Source organism: Nitrospirillum goiasense (assembly GCF_034427435.1).
Classification (GTDB): Bacteria; Pseudomonadota; Alphaproteobacteria; order Azospirillales; family Azospirillaceae; genus Nitrospirillum.
Genome location: NZ_JAXQNP010000003.1, coordinates 780,092 through 802,017, shown reverse-complemented (window position 1 = coordinate 802,017; position 21,926 = coordinate 780,092). Strand labels below are relative to the sequence as shown.

At 69.4% G+C, this 21,926-nt stretch carries 21 protein-coding genes; 8 read left to right on the top strand and 13 right to left on the bottom strand.

Going from position 1 to position 21,926, the window contains the following annotated elements; translation table 11 throughout:
* The first annotated feature begins 13 nt into the window (after positions 1-13).
* Positions 14-2,269, top strand: a complete 2,256-nt coding sequence (locus tag ULB03_RS17995) for a DUF6600 domain-containing protein (protein WP_322484484.1) — start codon at positions 14-16, stop codon at positions 2,267-2,269.
* 8 nt (positions 2,270-2,277) lie between these two features.
* Here the strand turns inward: ULB03_RS17995 and ULB03_RS17990 are convergent, their stop codons facing one another.
* Positions 2,278-2,595, bottom strand: a complete 318-nt coding sequence (locus ULB03_RS17990) for a chorismate mutase (RefSeq protein ID WP_322484483.1) — start codon at positions 2,593-2,595, stop codon at positions 2,278-2,280.
* Positions 2,596-2,896: 301 nt separating this feature from the next.
* Between ULB03_RS17990 and ULB03_RS17985 the strand changes: the two genes are divergently transcribed.
* The 4 genes from ULB03_RS17985 (at position 2,897) to ULB03_RS17970 (ending at position 6,743) form a co-directional block, all read left to right on the top strand.
* Positions 2,897-3,139 carry a hypothetical protein gene (locus ULB03_RS17985; RefSeq protein WP_322484482.1) on the top strand — a complete coding sequence of 81 codons (243 nt, stop codon included), beginning with the start codon at positions 2,897-2,899 and terminating at the stop codon, positions 3,137-3,139.
* A gap of 257 nt (positions 3,140-3,396) precedes the next feature.
* Positions 3,397-3,924 (top strand): hypothetical protein, encoded by a 528-nt coding sequence (locus tag ULB03_RS17980; protein WP_322484481.1) that lies wholly within the window; start codon positions 3,397-3,399, stop codon positions 3,922-3,924.
* Positions 3,925-4,132: 208 nt separating this feature from the next.
* Positions 4,133-5,332, top strand: a complete 1,200-nt coding sequence (locus ULB03_RS17975) for a glycoside hydrolase family 27 protein (protein ID WP_322485226.1) — start codon at positions 4,133-4,135, stop codon at positions 5,330-5,332.
* A gap of 151 nt (positions 5,333-5,483) precedes the next feature.
* The gene (locus ULB03_RS17970; protein ID WP_322484480.1) at positions 5,484-6,743 is read left to right on the top strand and encodes an alkaline phosphatase family protein; all 1,260 of its coding nucleotides are present in this window, start codon (positions 5,484-5,486) and stop codon (positions 6,741-6,743) included.
* 12 nt (positions 6,744-6,755) lie between these two features.
* Here ULB03_RS17970 and ULB03_RS17965 read toward each other — a convergent pair whose 3' ends face one another.
* The 6 genes from ULB03_RS17965 to ULB03_RS17940 form a co-directional block, all read right to left on the bottom strand.
* Positions 6,756-9,215, bottom strand: a complete 2,460-nt coding sequence (locus ULB03_RS17965) for a methyl-accepting chemotaxis protein (protein ID WP_322484479.1) — start codon at positions 9,213-9,215, stop codon at positions 6,756-6,758.
* 166 nt (positions 9,216-9,381) lie between these two features.
* Positions 9,382-10,485: an alpha/beta fold hydrolase gene (locus ULB03_RS17960; RefSeq protein WP_322484478.1), complete on the bottom strand. Its 1,104-nt coding sequence runs from the start codon at positions 10,483-10,485 to the stop codon at positions 9,382-9,384.
* A 92-nt stretch (positions 10,486-10,577) separates the two neighbouring features.
* Positions 10,578-10,802, bottom strand: a complete 225-nt coding sequence (locus tag ULB03_RS17955; protein ID WP_416211158.1) for a helix-turn-helix transcriptional regulator — start codon at positions 10,800-10,802, stop codon at positions 10,578-10,580.
* Between the two features lie 5 nt (positions 10,803-10,807).
* Entirely contained in the window at positions 10,808-11,209 is a 402-nt protein-coding gene (locus ULB03_RS17950; protein WP_322484477.1) for a hypothetical protein, read from the bottom strand.
* Between the two features lie 129 nt (positions 11,210-11,338).
* Positions 11,339-12,667 carry a chloride channel protein gene (locus ULB03_RS17945; RefSeq protein ID WP_322484476.1) on the bottom strand — a complete coding sequence of 443 codons (1,329 nt, stop codon included), beginning with the start codon at positions 12,665-12,667 and terminating at the stop codon, positions 11,339-11,341.
* Positions 12,668-12,818: 151 nt separating this feature from the next.
* Positions 12,819-13,160, bottom strand: coding sequence for a BufA1 family periplasmic bufferin-type metallophore (locus tag ULB03_RS17940; RefSeq protein ID WP_322484475.1), 342 nt, complete (start codon positions 13,158-13,160; stop codon positions 12,819-12,821).
* A 189-nt stretch (positions 13,161-13,349) separates the two neighbouring features.
* On the opposite strand from ULB03_RS17940, the gene ULB03_RS17935 reads away from it, so the two are divergent.
* Both ULB03_RS17935 and ULB03_RS17930 read left to right on the top strand, forming a co-directional pair.
* The gene (locus tag ULB03_RS17935) at positions 13,350-15,614 is read left to right on the top strand and encodes a tetratricopeptide repeat-containing glycosyltransferase family protein (RefSeq protein ID WP_322484474.1); all 2,265 of its coding nucleotides are present in this window, start codon (positions 13,350-13,352) and stop codon (positions 15,612-15,614) included.
* Between the two features lie 152 nt (positions 15,615-15,766).
* On the top strand, positions 15,767-16,366 hold the full coding sequence (locus ULB03_RS17930; protein ID WP_322484473.1) for a hypothetical protein: 600 nt from the start codon (positions 15,767-15,769) through the stop codon (positions 16,364-16,366).
* A gap of 24 nt (positions 16,367-16,390) precedes the next feature.
* Here the strand turns inward: ULB03_RS17930 and ULB03_RS17925 are convergent, their stop codons facing one another.
* The 6 genes from ULB03_RS17925 to ULB03_RS17900 all read right to left on the bottom strand — a co-directional run bounded on the left by ULB03_RS17925 (position 16,391) and on the right by ULB03_RS17900 (position 20,969).
* Complete coding sequence (locus ULB03_RS17925; RefSeq protein WP_322484472.1) at positions 16,391-16,591, bottom strand: helix-turn-helix transcriptional regulator; 201 nt, start codon at positions 16,589-16,591, stop codon at positions 16,391-16,393.
* Between the two features lie 33 nt (positions 16,592-16,624).
* Positions 16,625-17,047, bottom strand: a complete 423-nt coding sequence (locus tag ULB03_RS17920) for a hypothetical protein (RefSeq protein ID WP_322484471.1) — start codon at positions 17,045-17,047, stop codon at positions 16,625-16,627.
* Positions 17,048-17,218: 171 nt separating this feature from the next.
* Positions 17,219-17,974, bottom strand: coding sequence for a substrate-binding periplasmic protein (locus ULB03_RS17915; protein ID WP_322484470.1), 756 nt, complete (start codon positions 17,972-17,974; stop codon positions 17,219-17,221).
* A 196-nt stretch (positions 17,975-18,170) separates the two neighbouring features.
* A complete protein-coding gene (locus tag ULB03_RS17910) occupies positions 18,171-19,046 on the bottom strand; it encodes a protein phosphatase CheZ (protein ID WP_322484469.1) in 876 nt (291 codons plus the stop codon).
* Positions 19,046-19,417 carry a chemotaxis response regulator CheY gene (locus tag ULB03_RS17905; RefSeq protein ID WP_145732648.1) on the bottom strand — a complete coding sequence of 124 codons (372 nt, stop codon included), beginning with the start codon at positions 19,415-19,417 and terminating at the stop codon, positions 19,046-19,048. The genes ULB03_RS17910 and ULB03_RS17905 overlap by 1 nt, the downstream gene beginning before the upstream one ends.
* A gap of 310 nt (positions 19,418-19,727) precedes the next feature.
* Positions 19,728-20,969, bottom strand: coding sequence for a glycosyltransferase (locus ULB03_RS17900; RefSeq protein WP_322484468.1), 1,242 nt, complete (start codon positions 20,967-20,969; stop codon positions 19,728-19,730).
* Between the two features lie 202 nt (positions 20,970-21,171).
* On the opposite strand from ULB03_RS17900, the gene ULB03_RS17895 reads away from it, so the two are divergent.
* The gene (locus ULB03_RS17895) at positions 21,172-21,915 is read left to right on the top strand and encodes a hypothetical protein (protein WP_322484467.1); all 744 of its coding nucleotides are present in this window, start codon (positions 21,172-21,174) and stop codon (positions 21,913-21,915) included.
* Positions 21,916-21,926: the final 11 nt, after the last annotated feature.

The window sequence follows — 21,926 nt, the reverse complement described above, 5'->3', positions numbered from 1 at the left end:
GGATTCCGCCATCATGTCCAGTTTCATCGTGCCCCGGCGCTCCGCCGTTCTGCGCGGCACCATGACCGCGCTGGCGGTTTTATTGGCTTTCTCCCCCGTGATAAGCGGCGTGGCGCGGGCCCAGGAAGGACCATCCGCCTATGACGATGGCGGCGACCAGTACGCCGGTGACCCGCCCGCCCGGGTCGGGCGCCTGGCGCGGGTGCAGGGCACCGTGTCCTTCCACACCGCCGATGGAACGCAGTGGGATCCCGCCATCCCCAACTATCCGCTGACCAGCGGCAACGCCCTGTGGACCGAGCCTGGATCCAGCGCCACCGTGGACGTGTCCACCACCCGCCTGGTGATGGATGGCGCCACCGAGTTGGACATCGACACGCTGGACGACCGCAACATGAGCGCCGACCTGGCGCAGGGGCGCGTCTACGTCCGGATCCGGGGCCTGCTCCCAGGCGAAAGCTACAGCGTGCGCACGCCGCGCGGCACCGTGATGCTGGACGCCCCCGGCCGTTATGAGGTCGTGGCCGGCGACACCGAAACCCCGACGCGCGTCACCGTGCTGGAGGGGGCGGCGCGCGTCAGCGGGCAGGGATTGTCCCTCAGCCTCAACGGCGGCCAGACCGGGGAGATCACGGGCGACACTCCGCCCAATGTCGATGTCCGCCCCGCCGATCATGATTCCTTCCTGGTCGCCATGCTGCGGGCCGACCGCGTCGGTTCGTCCACGCCGCCAGCGGTGGTGGCCGCCATGCCCGGCGCCGACGACCTGGATGACTACGGCAGTTGGCAGGCGTCACCCCAGTACGGCCAGGTCTGGTATCCCCAAGTGGATCCCGGCTGGGTTCCCTACCGCGATGGCCATTGGGCCTACGTCGCGCCCTGGGGGTGGACCTGGATCGACAATGCGCCCTGGGGCTTCGCCCCATTCCATTACGGACGCTGGGTGGATGTCGGCGGCCGTTGGGCGTGGGCCCCAGCGGGTGCCGTGGTCAGCGTCGGCCCGCCGCCCCCGCCGGTCTATGCCCCGGCGCTGGTGGCGTTCTTCGGGGCGGGCGTGGCCATCGGGGTTTCCATCGGCGGGCCTCATTACGCCGATCATCCCCCGGTCGGCTGGTGCCCGTTGGGTTGGCAGGAGCCCTACCATCCCTGGTATCGGACCAGCCCGCGCTATGTCGAATACGTGAACAGGCCGGTGGTGCGCGACATCACGGTCATCCACAATGTCACCAACGTCACGAACGTCACCAATATCACCATCAACAACTTCGCCAATCGCCGCGGCGCCTCGATGATGCCGGCTGACGCCATGGTCGCGGGGCGCCTCGGCCCCCGTGACGGCGGTGCGCGCCCCTGGGATGGCCGGCAGTTCGCCGACGCCCGCATGGTGGTGGGGCGGCCTCCATTGCAGCCGACGGCCGCCACCCTGGGCGTCACGCCTCAACTGGCGCAGCGCATGCACCTGCCGGGGCCGCCGCCCGGCATGGGGGGTGGCCAGCCCCCGCCTAGCCCCGGCCCTCAGTTCCAGCCCCATCCGCCGGGCGGTCCGCCGCATCCATTGGACCTGCGGGGGCCTGGCGCTGGGCCGCGTCCCGACGCCGCGCAGGCAGGCGCCTTCCGCCCTGGCGATCCGCGGGGTGACAGGCCGGGGTTCGATCATGCCGGGGGTATGCGCGCCCTGGACCGTCGCGCCGATGAGCCGGGCTTCCATCCTAATTCTCCGGGCCCCATCTCTTCAGGGCCCAACGCTGCGGCGCAGGGGCGGCCTATGACGCAGTCCGGCCCGTCCGGTGCGGGCCCGCTGCCACCCTTGGCCAACCACAACCAGCCGCCCGGCCCGCCCGCCTGGCACGGTCGCCCCGGCCCGTCGGCGGAACCGTCGGCGCCCCATTCCCCCGCCCAGGCGCCACAGCACCCGGCGCCGGCCCAGCCGCAACCTCAGTCGCAGCCGGCGCACCAGCCTGAACGGCCCCAGCGGGATTTTCAGCGGGATTTCCGGCGCGACGCTCCCCCTCCAGCCGGCCGGCCGGAGGGGCCCCAGATGCGGCCGCAATCACCGCCGGAGCCGGCGCCCCATATGAACGTGGAGCATCGGGCCGAAGCGCCGCACATGCCTCCGCCCCACATGCCGCCGCCCCAGGCGCGGCCGGAGCCGCCGCACGCCCCCCCGCCGCAACAGCACCCGCAGCCGCCCCAGCATCATCCGGAGCCGCAGAAGCCGCAACCGGCACCGGGGCACACGAATGATGCGCCCCAGCCCCACAGTCCCTGATCGTGGTTTTAGGCCTGATCCGCCGCCCGGAAGCTGTCGTGGTGGCGGATAACCTCCTTGATGATGAAGGTCAGGAACTTGGTCGCGAAATCGGGGTCCAGGTTCGCCCCCTCGGCCAGGCGGCGCAGTCGTTCGATTTGCGCCGCCTCCCGGCCCGGGTCGCTGCTCGGCAGGTCGATGCGCGCTTTCAGCGCCCCCACTTGCTGGGTGCACTTGAAGCGTTCCGCCAGCATGTAGATCAGGGCGGCATCGATGTTATCGATGCTGTCGCGCAGGCGCTTCAGTTCGGGATGGATGGCGGGGGCAGTGTGCTCGGCGCCGGACATGGCCACTCCTTGAATTCGCAGACGGCGCCGACAGTACAATCCGCCGGCCGGGATCGTCAGTGAAATTTGCAAGCGGGCACTTATAACAAATGATCATGATCTTCCCCAAAGGTGGAAGGTCTGGCCCATAAATCGGCCTAAAGCGCACGGAATTTGCGCCGGGCCACGGGGCGGGGCCGGCGGCCCGCCATGGCATGGTCTTATTGAATCCCGCGGCGCGGCGTTTTTTCGCCACCTTTGGGCGGTCTTCTGAAAGGGCCCGGAAGCACCGGGATATGTTTCTGTCAGAAGGATCGAGATCATGCCCGTCCTGACCCGCCCCACCACCAGCGGTCCGTCGCCCGTCGGCCAATCCTGGCGCCGTCGCGGGATCGCTGCCCTGGCCTTGGCCTTCGGCCTGGCGTTGGCGCCGCTGATGACGGCGGGCAGCGCCCAGGCGGAGGTGGTCCACCACCGGGCGGCTCACCGTCCCCATCATCACCACCATCACCATCATCATGCCGTGCACCATGTCCACCACCGGGTGGCCCACCCACACGGCTAATCCCGATAGGGGCGCAATGACGCCCGCCGGGTAATGCGCGCCCCGGTGGAACCGGATGGTTCCCCGGGGCGTTTCAGTGCGGATACGAGTTCAAGCCAGTGGGGGGGCTGGCGTTAAGCCTTTGGCGGAGCAAAGGATATAGGTCCAGCAACACCACATTATTTGCTGTGTTGCGACTTCTTTTCGCCACCTTTGGCCGCTCCCTTGATGGCACCCCTCTCATGAGGCCCCTTTAATTGAGGAATGGAGGACGACCCATGTTCACGAAGTTGACCACCGCGGGATGGGCCCGCACGGCGACCGCGCTGACCCTGGCCGCCGGGCTGGCGTCCGCCCCCGTTCTGAGCGCCGTCGCCTGGGCGCAGATCGCGCCGCCGGAGGGCACCCCCATGCCGGGGACGCCGCAGTCGGGGGATGCCATGCCGTCGACGCCATCAATGCAGCCGCCGGGCCCGGATGCCACCACCCCCAGCCCGTCCAATGCCCACAGCCTGCCTGCCGACCGTGGCAGCCCGGACGTGTCCTCACCCTCGACCATGCCGCCGGCACCGTCGGACCAGGCCGGCCCCATGGCCTCCCCCTCCGCCCCGGCGGTGACGGAGAAGCCGCCGGTGGTCCAGCCCTTGCCCCCGCACGATCCCAACGATGACAAGGGCAAGGCCCACAAGGCATCCAAGAAGTCCGGCAAGCACACCTCCCATCATAAAAAGATGGAGGGTGATGAGGGCGACGCCGCACCCGGTGACAGTGGCGCCACCGGCCAGCCGGACATGCCGCACCTGTAACGCACCTTTCGCACACCGCCTGGTGTGAAGGACAAACCCCCGGGGCACCGTCCCCGGGGGTTTTGTCATGGGGGAATGGTCTGGCATCAGGGAATGAATTGTGATGAAGGCATATTAATCGTATAATTAAGCGCAAGGCGGCATCCCGCCCAACAAAGGGCCCCACAGCATAACGGGGCCGGAACGGAGGAGACGTTCGGTGCGAAAAATGATCTTGGCCCTGGCGGCCCTGCTTTTGATCCCGCTGCTGACGCTGGGCCATCCGGCCAAGGCGGAGGATCGTAAGGAGCCGCCCCGCCAGCCCAACGGCCTGGCCCTGACCCCGCCCATGGGCTGGAACACCTGGAACAAGTTCGCCTGCGAGATCAACGAGGAGGTCATCCGCAAGGCCGCCGACGCCCTGGTGAGCAGCGGCATGGCCGCCGTGGGGTACAAGTACGTGGTGATCGATGATTGCTGGCACGGCGCGCGCGACGCCCATGGCGATATCCAGGCCGACCCGGCGCGCTTTCCGTCGGGCATCCGGGCGCTGGCCGACTACATCCATGCCAAGGGTCTGAAGTTCGGCATCTATTCCGATGCCGGCCGCCTGACCTGCGCTGAGCGGCCGGGCAGCCTGGGGCATGAGTACCAGGACGCGGCCCAATATGCCGCCTGGGGGGTGGATTACCTGAAATACGATTGGTGCTTCACCGGCACGCAGGATGCCAAGGCCGCCTACACCCTGATGAGTGACGCGTTGCGCGCCTCGGGCCGCGACATCGTCTTCAGCATGTGCGAATGGGGCACCGCCAAGCCCTGGCTGTGGGGCCGCAACGTCGGCAACCTGTGGCGCAGCACCTGGGATATTTACGACGGCTGGCAGGGCCGGCAGGGCAATTCGCTTGGAGTGATGGACATCCTGGACCAGATGGCGGAGCTCTATCCCTACGCCGGCCCCGGCCATTGGAACGACCCCGACATGCTGGAGGTCGGCAACGGCGGCATGTCGGATACCGAATACCGCGCCCACTTCAGCCTGTGGTCCGTGCTGGCCGCCCCGCTCATCGCCGGCAACGACCTGACCAACATGACGCCGGCCATCAAGGCCATCCTGACCAACACCGAGGTCATCGCGGTGGACCAGGATCCCCTGGGCGCCCAGGGCCGCCGTGTGGCCAAGCAGGGCGACCTGGAGGTGTGGGCCCGCCCCCTGGCCAGCGGCGACAGGGCTGTCGTCCTGCTGAACCGGGGCACGGCGCCCGCGACGATCACCGTCAACTGGGCGGACCTGGGATATCCGGCGAAGCTGCCGGCCAAGGTGCGCGACCTGTGGCTGGCCAAGGACCAGGGCACGTCCAAGGGCAGCTACACCGCCGAGGTGGCGGGGCATGGTGTCGTCATGGTGACGGTCCGCCCGGCCGTCTGACGCCCCCGCGCCCCTTTTTGCCGACGGGTGCCGCAGCCTTGCCGCGTGTCAGTGCCGCAGCAGCGCAGGCAACAGGGGGCGGGTTGGCATCATGGCGATAATGGGGAATTGGACCCGGGGTCCGGGGCGACGGCTGGGGTTGGCTTTTGCCGTGGGGGCATTGGCCGCCCTTGCCGGCTGCGTCGACATTCCGGATGGCGCGCCGCTGCCGGATGCCGCGGCGCCGCCCCCACCGGCCTATGTGGCCGATGCCGTGCCGCCACCGCTGATCCTGGTGTCCATTGATGGCTTCCGGGCCGATCTGATCGACCGGGGGCAGACGCCCACGCTGTCGGCCCTGGCGGCCGACGGCGTCAGGGCCCAGGCCATGCGGCCGTCCTTCCCGACACTGACCTTTCCCAACCATTACACCCTGGTGACGGGGCTCTATCCCGATCACCACGGTATTGTGGACAACCATATGGAGGATGGGGTGCTGGGGCGCTTCGCCTACAGCGATCGCGACACCGCGGGCGACGCCCGCTGGTGGAACCAGGCTACCCCCCTGTGGGTGAGCGTGCAGGAAGCGGGGCGGCACAGCGCCACCCTGTTCTGGCCGGGGTCGGAGGCTGCCATCCAGGGTGTGCGGCCCGACCATTGGCTGCCCTTCGATGCCAACATGACGCCGGACCAGCGGGTGGACACCGTGCTCGGCTGGCTGGACCTGCCGGGCGACCAGCGGCCCGCCTTCATTACGCTCTATTTCGACCAGGTCGACCATGCGGAGCATGAGGCCGGGCCGGCCACCCCCGCAGCCGACGCGGCCGCCGCCCAAGTGGACCAGGCGCTGGCCCGCCTGGTGGAGGGCTTGAAGCGGCGGCGGCTGTTCGACGGGGTGAACCTGGTCATCGTTTCGGACCATGGCATGACCGCCACGTCGCCGGACCGCCGCATCGTGCTGGACGACCGGGTGGACGTGACCGCGCTGCATGTGGTCGCCACCGGCCCGCTGGCCGCCCTCAGCGTCGACGCGGCCCGACCGGAGGTGGCGGCCCGCCTGCTGGGACGGCAGGACCATATGGAGTGCTGGCGCCGCGAAGACGTCCCGGCGCGTTTCCACTACGGGCATAACGACCGGGTGCCCGCCATCCTCTGCCTGGCGGACGAGGGATGGGTGATCACCACCAATGCCGTCCTGGCGGCGCGCAAGGAAAAGCCGGCCCCCCTGGGCGAGCACGGGTATGACAACGCGCTTCCCGCCATGCGCGCCCTGTTCGTGGCCCACGGCCCCGCCTTCCGCCATGGCGTCGTGGTGCCGGAATTCCCCAATGTCGATGTCTATCCCCTGTTGGCCCGCCTGGTGAGCATTCAGCCCGAACGCAATGACGGCCATGTCGAGGATGTGGCGGACATGCTGCGCCCGGGGTTTTAGCCCCTGTCCAACCTAGAACTCGAAGCCAAGGCGCACGTTTCCCCAAAGGCGGTGGTTCACCACGATGGGGCAGTCGATTTCCTTCATGCGCCGGGTGCGGCCATCCCCCTCGTCGCGGTGATAGGCCTGGATCAGGAAAGGGCGGTTGTTGCGCGCCGCCGCCAGCGCCGTACGGTCCATGTAGCGGCGGCGGCCCCGGGCCCCGTCTTGGGCTCCTTGGCCGGTGTTGTGGGTGGGCACGTAGCCGTTGGCCGCCGTCGCCACACAGAAGACGATCCGCCGGTCCAGGTCCAGCACCGGGTCCTGCAAGGGCGGGAACACCGCGTCCGCCAACGCGGTATAGGGGGCGGTAAACTGCTCCGGCACCGTGCCTGGAATGGGCTCCAAACCCTGGTCGAACAACGCGCCCTGGCTGATGCGCCCGTCGCGCAGTGCCTCGGCCAAGGCCCGGGCCATGCCGGCGGCGACCCCCTGCGCGGCGGTGATCAGCGTTTCATCGGCCGCGATCAGGGTGTGGTATACCGCCGCCAGCCGCTCCCGGGTCGCGCCGTCCAGATCGAGGAAGCGCACATGCAGGCCGGCGGGGCTGCGGCCGGCCAGGTCGCAAGCCAGGTCGCCGACGCCGTCCAGATGGAGGGTCACGGTCGCCCTGTCGGATACCGTGGCCATTTCTGTCCCGTCCGGCTCCCGCCCGTCCGGCAGGGCCACCGCCCCGCCCAGGGACAGATCCGTGATCCGGACGGTCAGGCGCCGGCCCTCCAGGGTAAGGGCTGCTGGCAGATCGCAGGGGATGCGGTCGAATTCCCGCCTGTCCCCCGCCATCGATTGGCGCAGCACCATCAACAGGCGCGTCTTCATCTCGCCGACCGCCTGGTTGGTGGCGGCGACCTGGCGGCTGACCGTGCCGGCGGCCAGGCAAACGGTTTCAGCCTGCCCCCGGATATGATCGACGCTGCCCGAGACCTGGTTGGCGACATCGGCCGATTGCGCGGCCCCGCGCCCGATCTCGGCATTCGCGGCGGCTTGTTCCTCCACCGCCGCCGCCGTCGCCGTGGCCGCCTGGTCGATCCGCTCGATCGTGCGGATGACGGCATCCAGCGCCTGGACGCTGCCGTCCACGGCGCCGCTGATATCGGCCACCTGCCGGGCGATCTGGTCCGTCGCCCGGGCGGTTTGGGCCGACAGGGTCTTCACCTCCCCCGCCACGATGGCGAAGCCCCGGCCGGCTTCGCCCGCGCGCGCCGCCTCTATGGTGGCGTTCAGCGCCAGAAGGTTGGTTTGGCTGGCGATGTCATGAATCAGGGCCAACACCTGGCCCACCTCCGCCGTCGCGGTTTCCATGCGCTGCAGGGCGCGGGCGGCGTTGCGGGCATCCTCGACCGCGCGGCGGGCGATGTCGCTGGAGCGGGCCGCCTGGCTGGCGATCTCCGTTCCGGCCGCCCCTTGCTGCTCCGCCGCCGCGGCCACGGTGGTGGCGGTGCCGCTGGCCTGCGCGGCGGCGGCGGCCACCATCACGGTGTCCTGGCGCACCTCCTGGATGTTGCCCAGCAGCCCGGTCACGGCGGACTCGACCTCCGCCGAGGTTCGGTTGATGTCGCGCCAGGTGGCCTCCAGGTCGCTTTCGATCAGCTGGCAGGTTTCCAGCAGGGCGCGGCGGCTGGCCTCCCGGCTCCGGGTTTCCAATTCCGCGCGCTCGCGCGCCTGATAGGCCAGGATGGCGCGCAAGGCGCGCAGCCGGGCGGCGGCGGGCTGGAAGTCCCGCAGGACCGGCAGGTCGATAAGGTGCAGGTGATCGCCCTGGATCAGGGCGTCGATATCCTGGCGCTGTTGCCGCAGGATGCCGCGGATGCGCCGTGCCAGCAGCCCCGCCTGCACCAGCGCGCCCGGCACCGCAAAGGCCGTCGCCGCCGCGACCGGCGCCCCGGCCGCGACGGCCCCCAGTCCGGCGATGGGCATCAAGGCCAGGCCCGCCAGGCGGGCGTCCAGCGTACCCAGCCAACGCAGGGCCGCATGCAGGGTCCCCCTGCGCAGGACCTGGCCCCCCACCAGCCGGAGGCCGTGTCCGCTCCGCCGCAGCCTGGCGTATAGCCGCTCCGCCGCCGCCACATCGGCCCGGCTGGGTTTGGTGCGGATGGAAACATAGCCGGTGACGCGGCCGTCCTCCTGCACCGGGGTGACGTTGGCTCGCACCCAGTAATGGTCGCCCGACTTGGCGCGGTTTTTCACCACTCCTTCCCAAGGCTGGCCCGCCCGCACCGTGGCCCACAGGTCGGCGAAGGCGGCCTGGGGCATGTCGGGATGCCGGACCAGGTTATGGGGCGCGCCCAGCAGTTCCGCTTCGCTGAACCCGCTGGTGGCGACAAAGGTTTGATTGACAAAGGTGATCCGGCCTTTGTCATCGGTTCTGGAAACCAACATGTCCCCATCGGTGATGGGCACTTCCTGCTGGGTGACGGGGCCGTTGTCGCGCATGTCGTCTTCCTGCCAAGTCTTGGCGGTGGCGGCGTTTTGCGGCCTTTGTCCTTTATTTTATCCGTCTGTGATTGATGTGGCGCAAAGCTATACTAAAGAGTGTGGGCACTTTATTTGGGAAATAATGCGCCCTGTTACTCTTGTGGCGACTGACGCCCTGGGGTTCTCAGCCCTTGGCCGCCGTCCGGGCCAGCAGATCGGCCAGCTTGTCCTGCCACAGCACCGCCCAGGTATGGCTGCCGTGGCCGTGGGTCTGATCGCTGGCCGGGATCAGGATGAACTGCCCGTGGGGGATGCGCTTCACCAGCTGCTCGGCGATGCCCAGTTCCGGCGGATTGATGAAATCGTCGCCGGAGTTGATCCACAGCACCGGCGCCTTGATGGTTTCCAGCTTGGGTGAGGGATCATAGGTACGTGAGGCGTCCAGCTGGTAAATCAGGTCGTTGGCGTCGATGTGGTCCATCTGGGCGTGGGTCAGGGTTTCCACCGCCTGGTCGGCCGCGTCCCGCGTGGGATAGGCCTTCTGCATCTGGATGGGCGCGCTGCCGGCGATGACCAGCAGGCTGGCGGCGGTGCGCAGACCCTGCTGCGGCTGGGTCTTGTACTCGCCCCCCTGCCAGGCCGGGTCGGCCTTGATGGCGGCGATGGCCATCTGGCGCCACAGGCGGTTGCGGCCCGCGATGGTCTGCGGCAGGCAGGCCAGGGGCATCAGCGCGTCCATGGCGTCGGGGTAGGTCTCACCCCAGACGAAGGCGTGCATGCAGCCCATGGAGGTGCCCATGACCAGGCGCAGATGGTCCACGCCCAGCTTGGTCACCAGTTGATGCTCCAGCGCCACCATGTCGTCGTAATCGTACTGGGGAAAATGGGCATGCGGGCCGTCGCTGGGCTTGCTGGACTGACCGTGGCCCACATCGTCGGGCAGGATGATGTAATAGCGTGCCGGGTCCAGCACCCCACCGGGCTGGAACAGCACGTCGCTGAACTGCGGCCGCAGGAACTGGGCGCCGGTTCCCCCCGTGCCGTGCATGATCAGGATGGCGTTGTCGACACGGCCCTTGGCGTCGCGGTGCGGCGTGCCCAGCGTCGTGTAGTGCAGCCGCACCTCCGGCAGGGTCTCCCCGGTCCTGAACGTGAAATCCCTCACCGTCACGTCACCCTCTTGGGTGACCGGCTTCACCGGCCCGGCGGCGAGGGCGGTGGTGCTGGCCAGCAGGGCGGCGCCCAGTAAAAGGCGCATGCGGACGGCGCGGACGAGAGATCGGATCATGGCGTGAAGGGCTCCAGCCGGGATTTTTATCGTATGCAATATACGATCAGGATTTTCGAACCCGGTATAGGCCGTTGGTCAGCACCTGACCTTCAGCAATCCTTATGGCCATCGTATTGGAACACCACTTCTAGCGGCACACCGAAAACGGAGGCGATGCGGAAGGCGGCCTCCAGCGAGGGGGAGTAGCGGCCCTGTTCAATGGCGATGATGGTCTGGCGGGTCAGGCCGACGCGGTCGGCCAGGGCCTGCTGCGTCATCTCGCCGTTTTGAAAGCGTAGGGTGCGGATGGTGTTGCGGATGGGGGTCTGGCCCATTGGGGTCAATATCCCCACCGATAGAACAGAACTTGCGAGGCATGGCGCACGATTTCCGCCAGCACGACCGAGGCCAGCATGGCATGGGCCACGGTCAGGCCGGGCGTGTCGCACAGCGACAGCCACAGCACGCCGACGGCCCCCGTCAGCAAGACGTAATAGGCATTGCGTAGACCATGGAGGGCGGCGGCCTGGTCCCGTTCATCCGGTCGTTCGGGCCGGCGGTGGATGGCCAGCGCGATGTGGGCCACGACCACGACGATGGCCTGCGCCAGGACCACGCCTACCATGCCCGGAATCGCCTCCGCCCGGGTGAGGCCGGCACCCCAGGCCCGCCAGGCATACAATCCGTAAACCAGCGACAGCGTAAGGGCCGTGGCCAACGCGCTTTTCTCCCGGAACGTCATGCGGCTTCTCCACTCTGGGTCAGGAATAGCGGACATGATGTTAAATATACCAGACATCGGGTGATGTCAAAAATAAGTTACACCATGTCCGCATGAGCGGACATGGTGCGGGCGACGATATCGGAAAACTCAGCGGGCGGCGGAGGGGCCGCGCGCCGCGATGGCCTTGTGCGCCCGGTCCAGGAAACCGTGGGACAGGGCATGGTACACCGCTTCCGCCCCCATCATGCGGGCGGCGCCGCAGCCGATCAGGCTGCCGGCCATGATGGGCACCGCCATGGCGTGGTTGCCGGTCATCTCCAGCACGATGACGAAGGCGGTGATGGGCGCCTGCACCACCCCGGCGAAATAGGCGACCATGCCCACCAGCACCGCGATTTCGGCATTGGCGCCGGGCAGCAGGTGCCCCAGTTCCGCGCCCAACCCCGCCCCCACGGCCAGCGAGGGGGAGAAGATGCCGCCTGGGATGCCGCTGACGGACGACAGGGCGGTGGCCAGCCACTTGGCCGGCCCGAAGACGGGGGAAACGGCGGCGGCGGCCTCTGGATGGGATGCCGCCTCCAGCAGGGCCTTGGCCTGGGCGTAGCCGGTGCCATAGGTGTCGCCGCCGGTGGCCAGGCCCAGCAGGGCCAGGACCAGGCCGCACAGCGCGGCGAAGGGGACGGGGTGGGCCTTGATCCAGCGCCCGGCGCGGCCGGCCTGGCCGGGCCAGTGGCCGATCCCCTTGGCCATGCGCACCACCACGCGGCTGAAGGCGCCGCCGGCCAGGCCGCCCACCACCCCGCACAACGGCACCAGGACCCAGTCCTGCCAGGTGGCCATGTGGACCGTGCTTTGGCCGAAGTAGAGATAATCGCCCTGGATGGCCAGGGGGGCGGCGCCGGCCACGGTCACGGCGGCCAGCACCAGGGCGCCCGTGCGCATGTCGAAGCCGCGCCCCATCTCCTCGATGGCGAAGACGATGCCGGCCAGGGGCGTGTTGAAGGCGGCGGCCACGCCGGCGGCGCCACCGGCCAACAGCAGCCCGGGGAAGCGTCCGCCGAAGGTGGCGCCCACCCGGTGCATGAGCGAGGCGCCCACCTGCACCGTCGGCCCCTCGCGCCCGATGGAGGCGCCGACCGCCAGCCCTACCAGGGTCAGCACGATCTTGCCCACCGCCAGGCGGATGGACACCAGAGCCGTCCGTTCCCGCTGGTCGCGCAGTTCACGCGCGGCGATGGCCTGGGGAATGCCGCTGCCGCCGGCGTTGGGGAAATAGCTTCGCGTCAGCCAGGCCGACAGCGCCAAGCCCGCTGGTGTCAGCAGCAGGGGCAGCCACGGGCGCCCGGCGCTGGCGGCGCCGAACAGCTCCTGCGCCTTGTCCGCCAAGGCGGCGAACACCACCGCCGCCAGGCCCACCAGCACACCGCCGCCCCAGAACACCAGGCGCCGCTGCCAGCCCTCGCGGGAAAACCACAAGCGCCGGGTCCGTCGATATGCTGCCAATGCCATGGGTACGCCCATCCAACGCGGGGGAAAAGATGGGCGGATCATGCCCCAACAAGGGCGGCGGCAGGGCTGCCCATCGGGTAGCCCTGCCGTTCGCCCGACGTCTTACTTGCCGTTCTCGTTACTTGCCGTCCTTGGGTGTTCCGGTGCCGTTGAACGGTTCCGTCTTGCCGCCCATGCTGGCGCAGGTGCCGGCCTTCACGGCCTTCCAATCCTGGCCGTCATAGTTCTTGGTCGACTGCCCGGCGCAGGAATGGGTGCCGGCGGCGTTGGCGCAGCTGTTCTGACCCGCCTTGGAAACGCCGTAGCACTTCTCGGTGCTGTCGGCGGCATGGGCGGGGGCCGCGAAGGACGCCAGCGCCAGGGCGCCGGCCAAGGCGACCGCGACGGTGGCCGCCGTCTGGGGGGCGGCCGGGGTGTCGGTGGCCTTCCGGATGAGGGACGGAGCGCGGGAATGAGACATGGCCTTCCTCCTGTTGGGTCCGGACGGCGACCCTCGTCACCTATGCCGGATAGCGGGAAGATAAGGGCAGGCGCGGGCGGTTGCAAAACGCCCTTTGGCCGGATCAGGCGTCCAAACGCATAATGGTCGGCGCCCACTCGCGGCACCAAGCCCGTGCAAGACGTACATGCCTTCAAGGAAGCGATGCCGATGACCGACCTGCTGCCCGCCGACGATCTGGTGCGCTATGCCGTGGGCCTGCACCAGGCGGGGCGGCATGACGCCGCCGAGGCGGTCTTCCGCCAGGTGCTGGCGCGGGACCCGGGCCGGGGCGATGCCGCGCACCTTCTGGGCATGGTCCTGGCGCAGACCGGCCGCCTGAAAGAGGCGGAGACCCACATCCGCCAAGCCCTGACACGTTTCGATACCATGGCGGACCTGCATGCCAGCCTGGGCCTGGTCCTGGCCGACCTGCAGCGCCTGGAGGAGGCGGCGGCCTGCTGGCGGCGCGCCCTCACCCTGGCGCCGCCGGATGCCGCGTGGGCCGAGGAGATACGGGCGCGCCTGGCCGTCGCCGCCAAGGCGCTGCCGGCACCGCCGCCGAAGGGTGACGCCGCGGCCCTGCTGGCTCTGGCGCGGCAGCGACTGCGCGCGGATGACCTGGGTGGGGCGGAACGCCTGTGCCGGGAGGCGCTGGCCGAGGACGACAGTTATGCCGACGCCTGGAACATGCTGGGCGTGTTGGCCCTGCAAACCCGGGATGAGGCGGCCATCGGCCATTTCGCGGCGGCGGTGCGCCATGCGCCGCAGGTCGCGGCCCACCACGCCAACCACGCCACCGCCCTGTATCATCTGGGCCGGCTGGCCGACGCGGCCGAGGTGGTGAACAACGCCCTGGTGGTGATCGGGGCCCGTGCCAGCCTGCTGGCGCACCTGGGCGACATCCGCTTCGCCCAGGGGGACAGCTTCGCCGCCGCGGCCGCCTATCGGTTGGCGCTGGAGCATCTGGACCGGGAACAGGACCAAGGCACGGCCCCGGGGGTGGAGCGTCCCCGTGTCCAGGGCAACCTGGCCCGGGCGCTGTGCGCCTGCGGCTTGGCCCGCGACGCCGTGGCGGTGGCCCGTGAGCGGGCTGCGTCGGCGCCCGGCATCGACGCCTGGCGCGACCTGGCGATCACCCTGCTGGCGGCCCACGACGCCGACGCGGCGATCGAGCCCATTCTGCGCGCGGTGACGGCGGCGCCGGAGCGGGCCGATCTGCGGGTGACCGCCGCCGCCGCCTTCATCGACGCCAACCGCATCGATGAGGCGGCGGCCCATGTCGCCACCGCCCTGGACCTGGACCCCGGCTCCGCCGAAGCGCATGCCAACCGCGGCTTCATCGCCTTGCGGCAAGGCGACCCCGTGGCGGCGGCGGCTGACTTCCGCGCCGCCCTGGAGCGGCATCCGCCCACGCGGGACGCCAACATCGCCGTCCTGCACCAGGGGCTGGGCATGTCCCTGTTGCAGCAAGGGGACATCGCGGGCGGCGCCCCCCATTTCGCCTGGCGGCGCCACATGCCCGGCCTGGGGCCCGCGCTGCCCGACCTGCCGGAGTGGGATGGCGCGGTCACGCCGAACGCCCATCTGGTCATCACCGCCACCCGGGGGCATGGCGACGTGCTGCACTTCATCCGCTATGCCCCGCTTCTGCGGGCGGCGGGCATGCGCGTGGTGTTCCGTGGCATGGACACGCTGCTGGACCTCATCACCGCGTCCAACCTGGTGGAGGAGGTGGGCCCGTTGGGCCGGCCCCTACCGCCGCCCCGGCCAGGCTGCCGCTGGATGCAGGCGGATTGCGTGGCCCTTTTGTCCTTGGCGGCGACGGAGCTGGGCTGGGCTGGGCACACCGTCCCTTACCTGACGCCGCCGCCCGACGCCGTGGCCCGCTGGCAGGGCGTGTTGGATACCCTGCCGCCGGTGCGTGTGGCGCTCAGTTGGGCGGGATCGACGCTGTTTCCCTATCACCGTCACCGGTCGCCGCGCCTGGCCCCCCTGCTGCCGCTGCTGACCGATCCGCGCCTGGCCGGCCGGGTGGGCTGGGTTTCGGTGCAGACGGACGATGGGCGCCGGGACCTGGAGACGGTGGACCTGCCCCTGGCGACCCGGGCTGACTTCCTGGACATGGCCGATGGCCTGCGCAGCTTCGCCGACACCGCCGCCGTCCTGGCCCAGGTGGACATCGTCATCAGCATGGACACGGCCGTCGCCCACCTGGCCGGGGGCCTGGGGCGCCCCCTGTGGCTGATGCTGGATACCGGGGCGGAATGGCGGTGGCTGACCGCGCGTACAGACAGCCCCTGGTATCCCACCGCCACCCTGTTCCGCCAGGCCCGGCCGGGTGACTGGCCCGGTGTGGTCGCGGCGCTGGCGGACGCGCTGGCCGCCCATGCCGGGTCCGTCCTGGCGCCAGGCGCCCTTGGGGCAGGTCATTAGGGTTAGGGGCGGGCGTCAGCGCTTGAAACCACCCGCCTCTCCGCCCATCGTTTCGGGGCGAGGTGACGATGCTGGATTTGACGGGCGTATTCGATCGGTCCGGGGCGCTGCCCCGTCCTCCCGTTCGCGGCCTATGGGCGGAATTCTGGTCCTTGCCGACCTATCGCCCCGCCCCGCCGCCGTCGGAGCCAACGGGGGACAGGACCGTCCTGGTCATCCCCGCCTTCCTGACCGCCGATCCCTTCACCCAGCCCCTGCGTCATTTCCTGGCCCGATGCGGCCACACCCCCCACCCGTGGCGGCAGGGCTTCAACGTCGGCCCCACGGCGGCGGCCCGCGCCGGGCTGCGCCACCGCTTGGACGAGATATCTGAAGCCAGCGGCGGCCCCATCGATCTGGTGGGTATCAGCCTGGGCGGCCTTCTGGCCCGGGATCTGGCGCAGGCGCGTCCGAGCCAGGTGCGTCGGGTGGTCACCATCGGCAGCCCCGTACGCCTGCCCACCGCCACCCCTTTGGAACCCTTGATCCGCCTGCTGGCGCGGCACTATGCCGAGGATCTAGAGCCCAGCCGGCTATCGCAGCCCCTGCCCATGCCGACCACGGCGATCTACAGCCGCGATGACGGCGTCGTCGCCTGGGAAAGCTGCTGGGTGCCCGAACCCTTCGGCCGCGTGGTGGCCGTGGACGGCGCCCACGTCACCATGTGCCGCAACCCGGCCGTGCTGCGGGCCGTGGCCGAAGCCCTGGCGTAAGGGCGTAAACCCGGACGATGGCTGTCAGGACGCCGTGTCGTCGCGGAAGATCATTTCGATGGGCAGGCCGAACAGCCGCCCGATCTTGAAGGCCAGGGGCAATGAGGGGTCGTAACGCCCGGTTTCCAGCGCGTTGACCGTCTGGCGCGACACCTCCAGCCGGCGGGCCAGGTCGGCCTGGGTCCACCCGTACCGGGCACGCATCTCACGCAGGCGGTTGTTCATGACGACAGGTTCCCTTGGTGGCCGCTCGGGGGCTCACTCATCGTCATTCTCATCCCCCTCCGCCTCATCCCGGTCCGCCGTCCCCTGCAGCCAGCGGCCGAGGAACTGGCCAACGACCAGCAGCAGCACCATCAGAGGCCACATCATGAACATGGACAGGCGCGGGAAGCCCGCGAACTCCATGAAGCCGTAGGTGAAGGTGAGCAGGGCCGTGCCGGCGAAGGCGAAACCGATGGCGATCAGCTGCACCCGGCCTTCCTCGGGCCCGCTGCGCTTCAGATGGCGCACCACCGCCCCCCAGATGCCGACGCAGGCCACCATGGGGGCGATGGCGACCACCGTTCGCATACCCCCTTGGACCCAGCCGTTGTTCAGCGCCACCAGGGACAGGGCCATCAGCAGGCCGTAAGCCAGCAGGGCGACGACGAACTCGATCAAATAACGTTTGCCGGGCATGGGCGTCTTCCGTTCGGCGTTCCCATTGGCGGGCGGGGCTAACCCCCGGAGAATACAAGCCCCAGTAGAATACAGGCCCCAATAGAATACAGGTATCGTGGCCGCCGGGACAAGTATGCATGACATTCCGGCCCAGGCCAGTCCGGGCCGGTCGAGGCGGGGGCCGATCCGCTAGGCCTCGGTGATGATGGTGTTGAGGGCATCCAGACGACCAGCGAGGGGGCCGTCGCGGCGGATCAGCATGCGGACCTGAAGCGCCGCCAGGGCGAAGGGCAGGGGTGTCAGCTCCTCCGCCAATCGCAGCTTGTCCAGCAGGTGCAGGCCGTTGAGGCGTACCAGGACGCAGAAATCCGCCCGGCCATAGCGGACGCGCTGCAGCATGCCCTCCACCGTGCCGCTGCGCTCCAAATTCAGGCCGCGCGCCTCCAGCGCGTCCATGTCGGCGCCGTAGGCGCTGCCCAGCGGGGCGACACCGACGCGCCCCATCAGGTCGTCCACGCCGCGATAGGCCCCCAGGTCCTGGCGGCGGACGAAGGCGCAGACCTCGTCGTTGGCGTAGGGCGCGGTGTAGAGCATGCGATCCGTCCGCTCCGCGTTCCACAGGGCGGATACCAGCAGGTCCACCTGGCCATGGGCCAGTGCCGCCAGGGCACGCTGCCAACGGCCGAACGCCAGCGGGGCGATGGGCAGGCCCATATGCCCCAGGGCGGCTTGCGCCCGCTCCACCCCCAGGCCGCGCAGGTGGTCGCCCTCCTCCCAGCTGTAGGGGTACCAGGCGGGGTTGCCGGCGATGCGGATGACGCCGGGCTGTGCCACCCCGCTGCCGGCCATCGAGGCCATGGCGACAGCGCCCCAGGCCATGCCGCGGCCCAGAAGGCGGCGGCGGTCCATCACGCCTTGGGCGATGCTGATGCCGGATGTCCTCATCCGCGCCTGTCCATCCCAGCCTCGGGAAATCCAGTCCAACCGATCGCCGGCCGAACCCTCCAGATTATTCCCCGACAGGATGGCAAAGGACGATGGGGCTGTCGCCCGCTTATGTCGTCCGTCCCCGATCTTTCACACGGGGGCTTTTGCAGGGGAAAAAACGAACCCCCGGATTGGCCGTCCGGGGGTGTCGGTATCACGGGAACATATCGTCCACCGCGCTCTGGCTCAGCTTGCCGTCACTGCTGGGCGGTTCCGGCGCTTTCGCGGGCTTGGGCGGCGGTGGCGGGGGAGGCGGCGGTGGCGGCACCGGGGCGGGGGCCGCGACAGGGGCCGGCGGTGGGGGAGGGGCCGGCGCCACGGGCGCGAACCCGCCATCCATGAGCGCATCGACCATGTTTTGGTCGATGCCGCCGCGCAGGGCCGGTCCGTGCATCAGGTGCGAATCCGGCCGGACATCCTGCGGGTCGTCCATGATGGCCTCGGCGGCCTCGCTCTCCAGCCCCCAGATCTCGATCATGGTGTGCACCCGGCGCTCGATATAGCGCATGGTGTTCACGACCTTGGTCATGCGCTGGCCGGTGATGTCCTGGAAGCTGCATGCGGTCATGATCTCCATGACCTCGTTATCCAGCTCTCCGGCCACCGCCGGCGACTCGCCGCGCAAGCGGTCGGCCACCGACTGGATGCGCTCGGCACCGTTCAGGATCTCGGTGGTGGCATGCTCGGTGGCTTGCAGGATGGCGTCCAATTCCTCGGTCGCCAGCATGATGCGGTTGGCGGAGGGATCGTCCGGCTTCAAGGCCGCGATCTCACGCCGGGTCTGGGCGATGTGCGACGCCATTTCCTGCAACTCGCGTCGCAGGATGCGGATATGGGCGCCGGAGCTGTCGACCTCGCCCCCCGTCTTGGCTTCCTTCAGCAGCCGGCGCACGTCGTCAATGGCGACGACGCGGCCCCGGCGGTCCCGCATGCGCAGAAAAGCACGTCCACGCGCCGTGGACTGCAGCGCGTCCTCGATACGGGCGTATTCCTCGTCAGACAGGTCGGAAAAGAAATCCGACACAGGCATCACCCCAACGCGCCGATGACGCTCTCGATCTTTTTCTTCAGCGTGTCGGCGTTAAAAGGTTTCACGATGTAGTTGTTGACGCCGGCTTCCTTGGCGGCGACCACGTTCTCGGTCTTGGACTCGGCGGTCACCATGATGAAGGGCGTGCCCTTCAGGCGGACGTCGGCGCGCACTTCCTTCAGAAGTTGAAGGCCGGTCATCGGTTCCATGTTCCAGTCCGAGATGACCAGGCCAAAGCTGGACGCACGCAGCTTGGCCAAGGCCTCGGCGCCGTCGGCGGCCTCGTCGATCTTGGTGAAGCCGATCTGCGTGAGCAGGTTCCTGATGATGCGCCGCATCGTCGCATAGTCGTCGACGACAAGGACCTGGATATTCAAGGACACGCAAACCCCCAAGAGCCAAAAGTTGAGCGGAGGATGGAAACAGGGCGCGGGAGAGTGCCCCCTCCGATCCGGTGGCCGGTCAGGAAATCCTGCCGGGTGGGCATTCTGCCCATTCCGGGAACATGAAAACACTCCCCGGCGCGTCCCTTCTGAACGGCGCCGCGCGGCACTTTGGAAGGGGCCCAAACGGTTGTCAAGCATCGCCCCGGGATAGCTTGTCTCTTTGCCAGGCGTACCAGGGCCGCCGTCAAAGGCTTGAGCGCCTTGCAATCTTGGATGGACCGCCGCCGGCAGCCGGCTAGCGCCGCTGGGCCAAGGCCAGGATATGGTCGCAAGCCTCCGCCACGGCGGTGCCGGCGCCGAAGCCGGCCGCCACCTCGGCACACCGCCGCGTTATGGTCCCGTCGGTCGTCAGGCGCGTCAGCGCCGCGCCCACGGCGGCCGGGCGATAGTCCCGCGTGGATAGCCGCGTGGCCACGCCCAGCGCCACGGCGCGGGCGGCGTTGTCGAACTGGTCGTGGGCCATGGGGCGGATCAGTTGCGGCACGCCCGCCGCCAGGGCCTGGCTGGTGGTGCCGATGCCGCCATGGTGGACGAAGGCGGCGCAGTGGGGCAGCAGCCGGCTGAAGGGGGCGTAGTCCACCCGGATCACACCGGCTGGCAAGGGGGCCGGCACCTGGTCGGCATGGCGGGTCAGTAGGATGGCCCTGTGGCCGGACAGATGGCAGGCCGCGACCGATGTGGTGAAGAAATCCAGTGCCCGCGCCGTGGCGGTGCCGGACGTGAAAGCCACGGGCGCCGGCCCCGCCGCCAGGAAGTCCGTCAGCTCCGTGGACAGTTCCGCCCCCGGCAGGCCGTCGTAAAGGGGGAAGCCGGTCAAGGCCAGATTTGGCGGCCAGTCCGGCTGGCGCGGCGCGAACCAGTCGGGAAACAGCCCGATCACCCGGTCCGACTGGTTCAGCCACGCCCCCATGGGCCGGCGCACCGGCGCCAGGCCAATGGCGCGCCGGTGGCGGTTCAGCACCGCGCCCAAAGTGGGCGCCACCACCAGGGCGTCGACCAGGCGCCAGAAGAGGCGCTTCAGCCAGGGCGGAAGGGCGGCCCCGTTCGCGGGACCGGGCAGGGTGTTTTCGCTGCGCAGGGCGGCGGGGGCCAGGTGAATCGTGACGGACGGAACGCCGTGCCGTTCCGCCAGCGACCGGGTGACGAAGGCCAGCGTGCTGCCGACCACCAGCGTTTCCCCGGGTATGACGGCGTCATCCAGCAGGGGCCAGGCCGCTTCTCCCGTCTGTTCCATGGCCTGCGCCATGACGCGCAGTGATCGCAACGGGCGGTTCAGGTTGGGATGGCGCAGCAGCGCGTTGTAAAATTCCGCCGTGCCCAGCGCCGTGAAACGCAGGCCCGCTTCACGCGCCACGGTCTCGAACACCGCGGCGGCATAGAGGTGCGGCGCGTGTCCGCGCCGTTGCAATTCCCGTCCCAGGGCGACGAAGGGCAGGACGTCCCCATGCGATCCGGCGGCGATGATCAGGATGTTCAAGGGATGCGCGCCCACCTAGCCCGGATGATGCCCTGGGCATAACCCGGACGCCGGGGTGGGGCAAGGGGCGGCTGGGCACCGGCTTGGCCCCCCGCCGGAGGGGCCGCGCGAGCCCGACCATGCTGAAAGGCAATTCCGCCGCCGGACGATCTGATCTAGGGTCGCCGTCCAAACCCGTCATACCGGAAAGGGCATTCCGCCCATGCGACGTCCACTCCTCCCGGCTCTCCTGCCTGCCACCCTCCTGGCGCTGGTGCCCCTGGCGCTGCCGTCGCCGGCGTTTTCGCAGGCGGCCCCGGCGGCCAAGGCGCCTGGCTCAAATACAGCACCTGGCAAGCCGGCCCCCTCGCGGCCGGCGGGCGACTTGCCGGCCGGGGGGCTTCCCCGGTTGGGTGGCGACTATCAAGCGGCGGAGACCTTGACGGTCAATGGCGTGCGCCAGGACCTTCGCGTCTTCCGGGACCAGGGGCGGGAACGGCGGGAGATGACGGAAGGCGGGCTCAGCACCATCCTGATCCTGCGGCCCGATCGCGACGCGGCGTTCGTGCTGCAACCGGAGTCGCACATGGCGGCCCCCCTGTCGCCCCAGGACCCAGAGGCCGCGCCCGACCTGACGCGCCTGTCCCAGCTGGACGCCGAGGCCTTGGGGCGGGAGACATTGGGGGGCGAGGCGGTGGTACGTTACCGTGTCGTCGGCACCTATGAGCAGGGGGGCGGTTTCGAGGGCCAGGTCTGGTCCACCGCCGATGGCATTTACATGCGGGTCGAGGGCACGGCCAATGACGGGGACGGTCCGGTCAGCATCCGGCTGGACCTTGCCAACCTGAAGCGCGGGCGCCAGGACGGTGGCCTGTTCGAGCTGCCCAAGGGCTACACCATGATGAATTTTGGCCCAATCGACGCGCCCGTGCCGGAAGGCTTGCGCGGTGACGCGCCCAAGCCGTAATCCTTATTCCC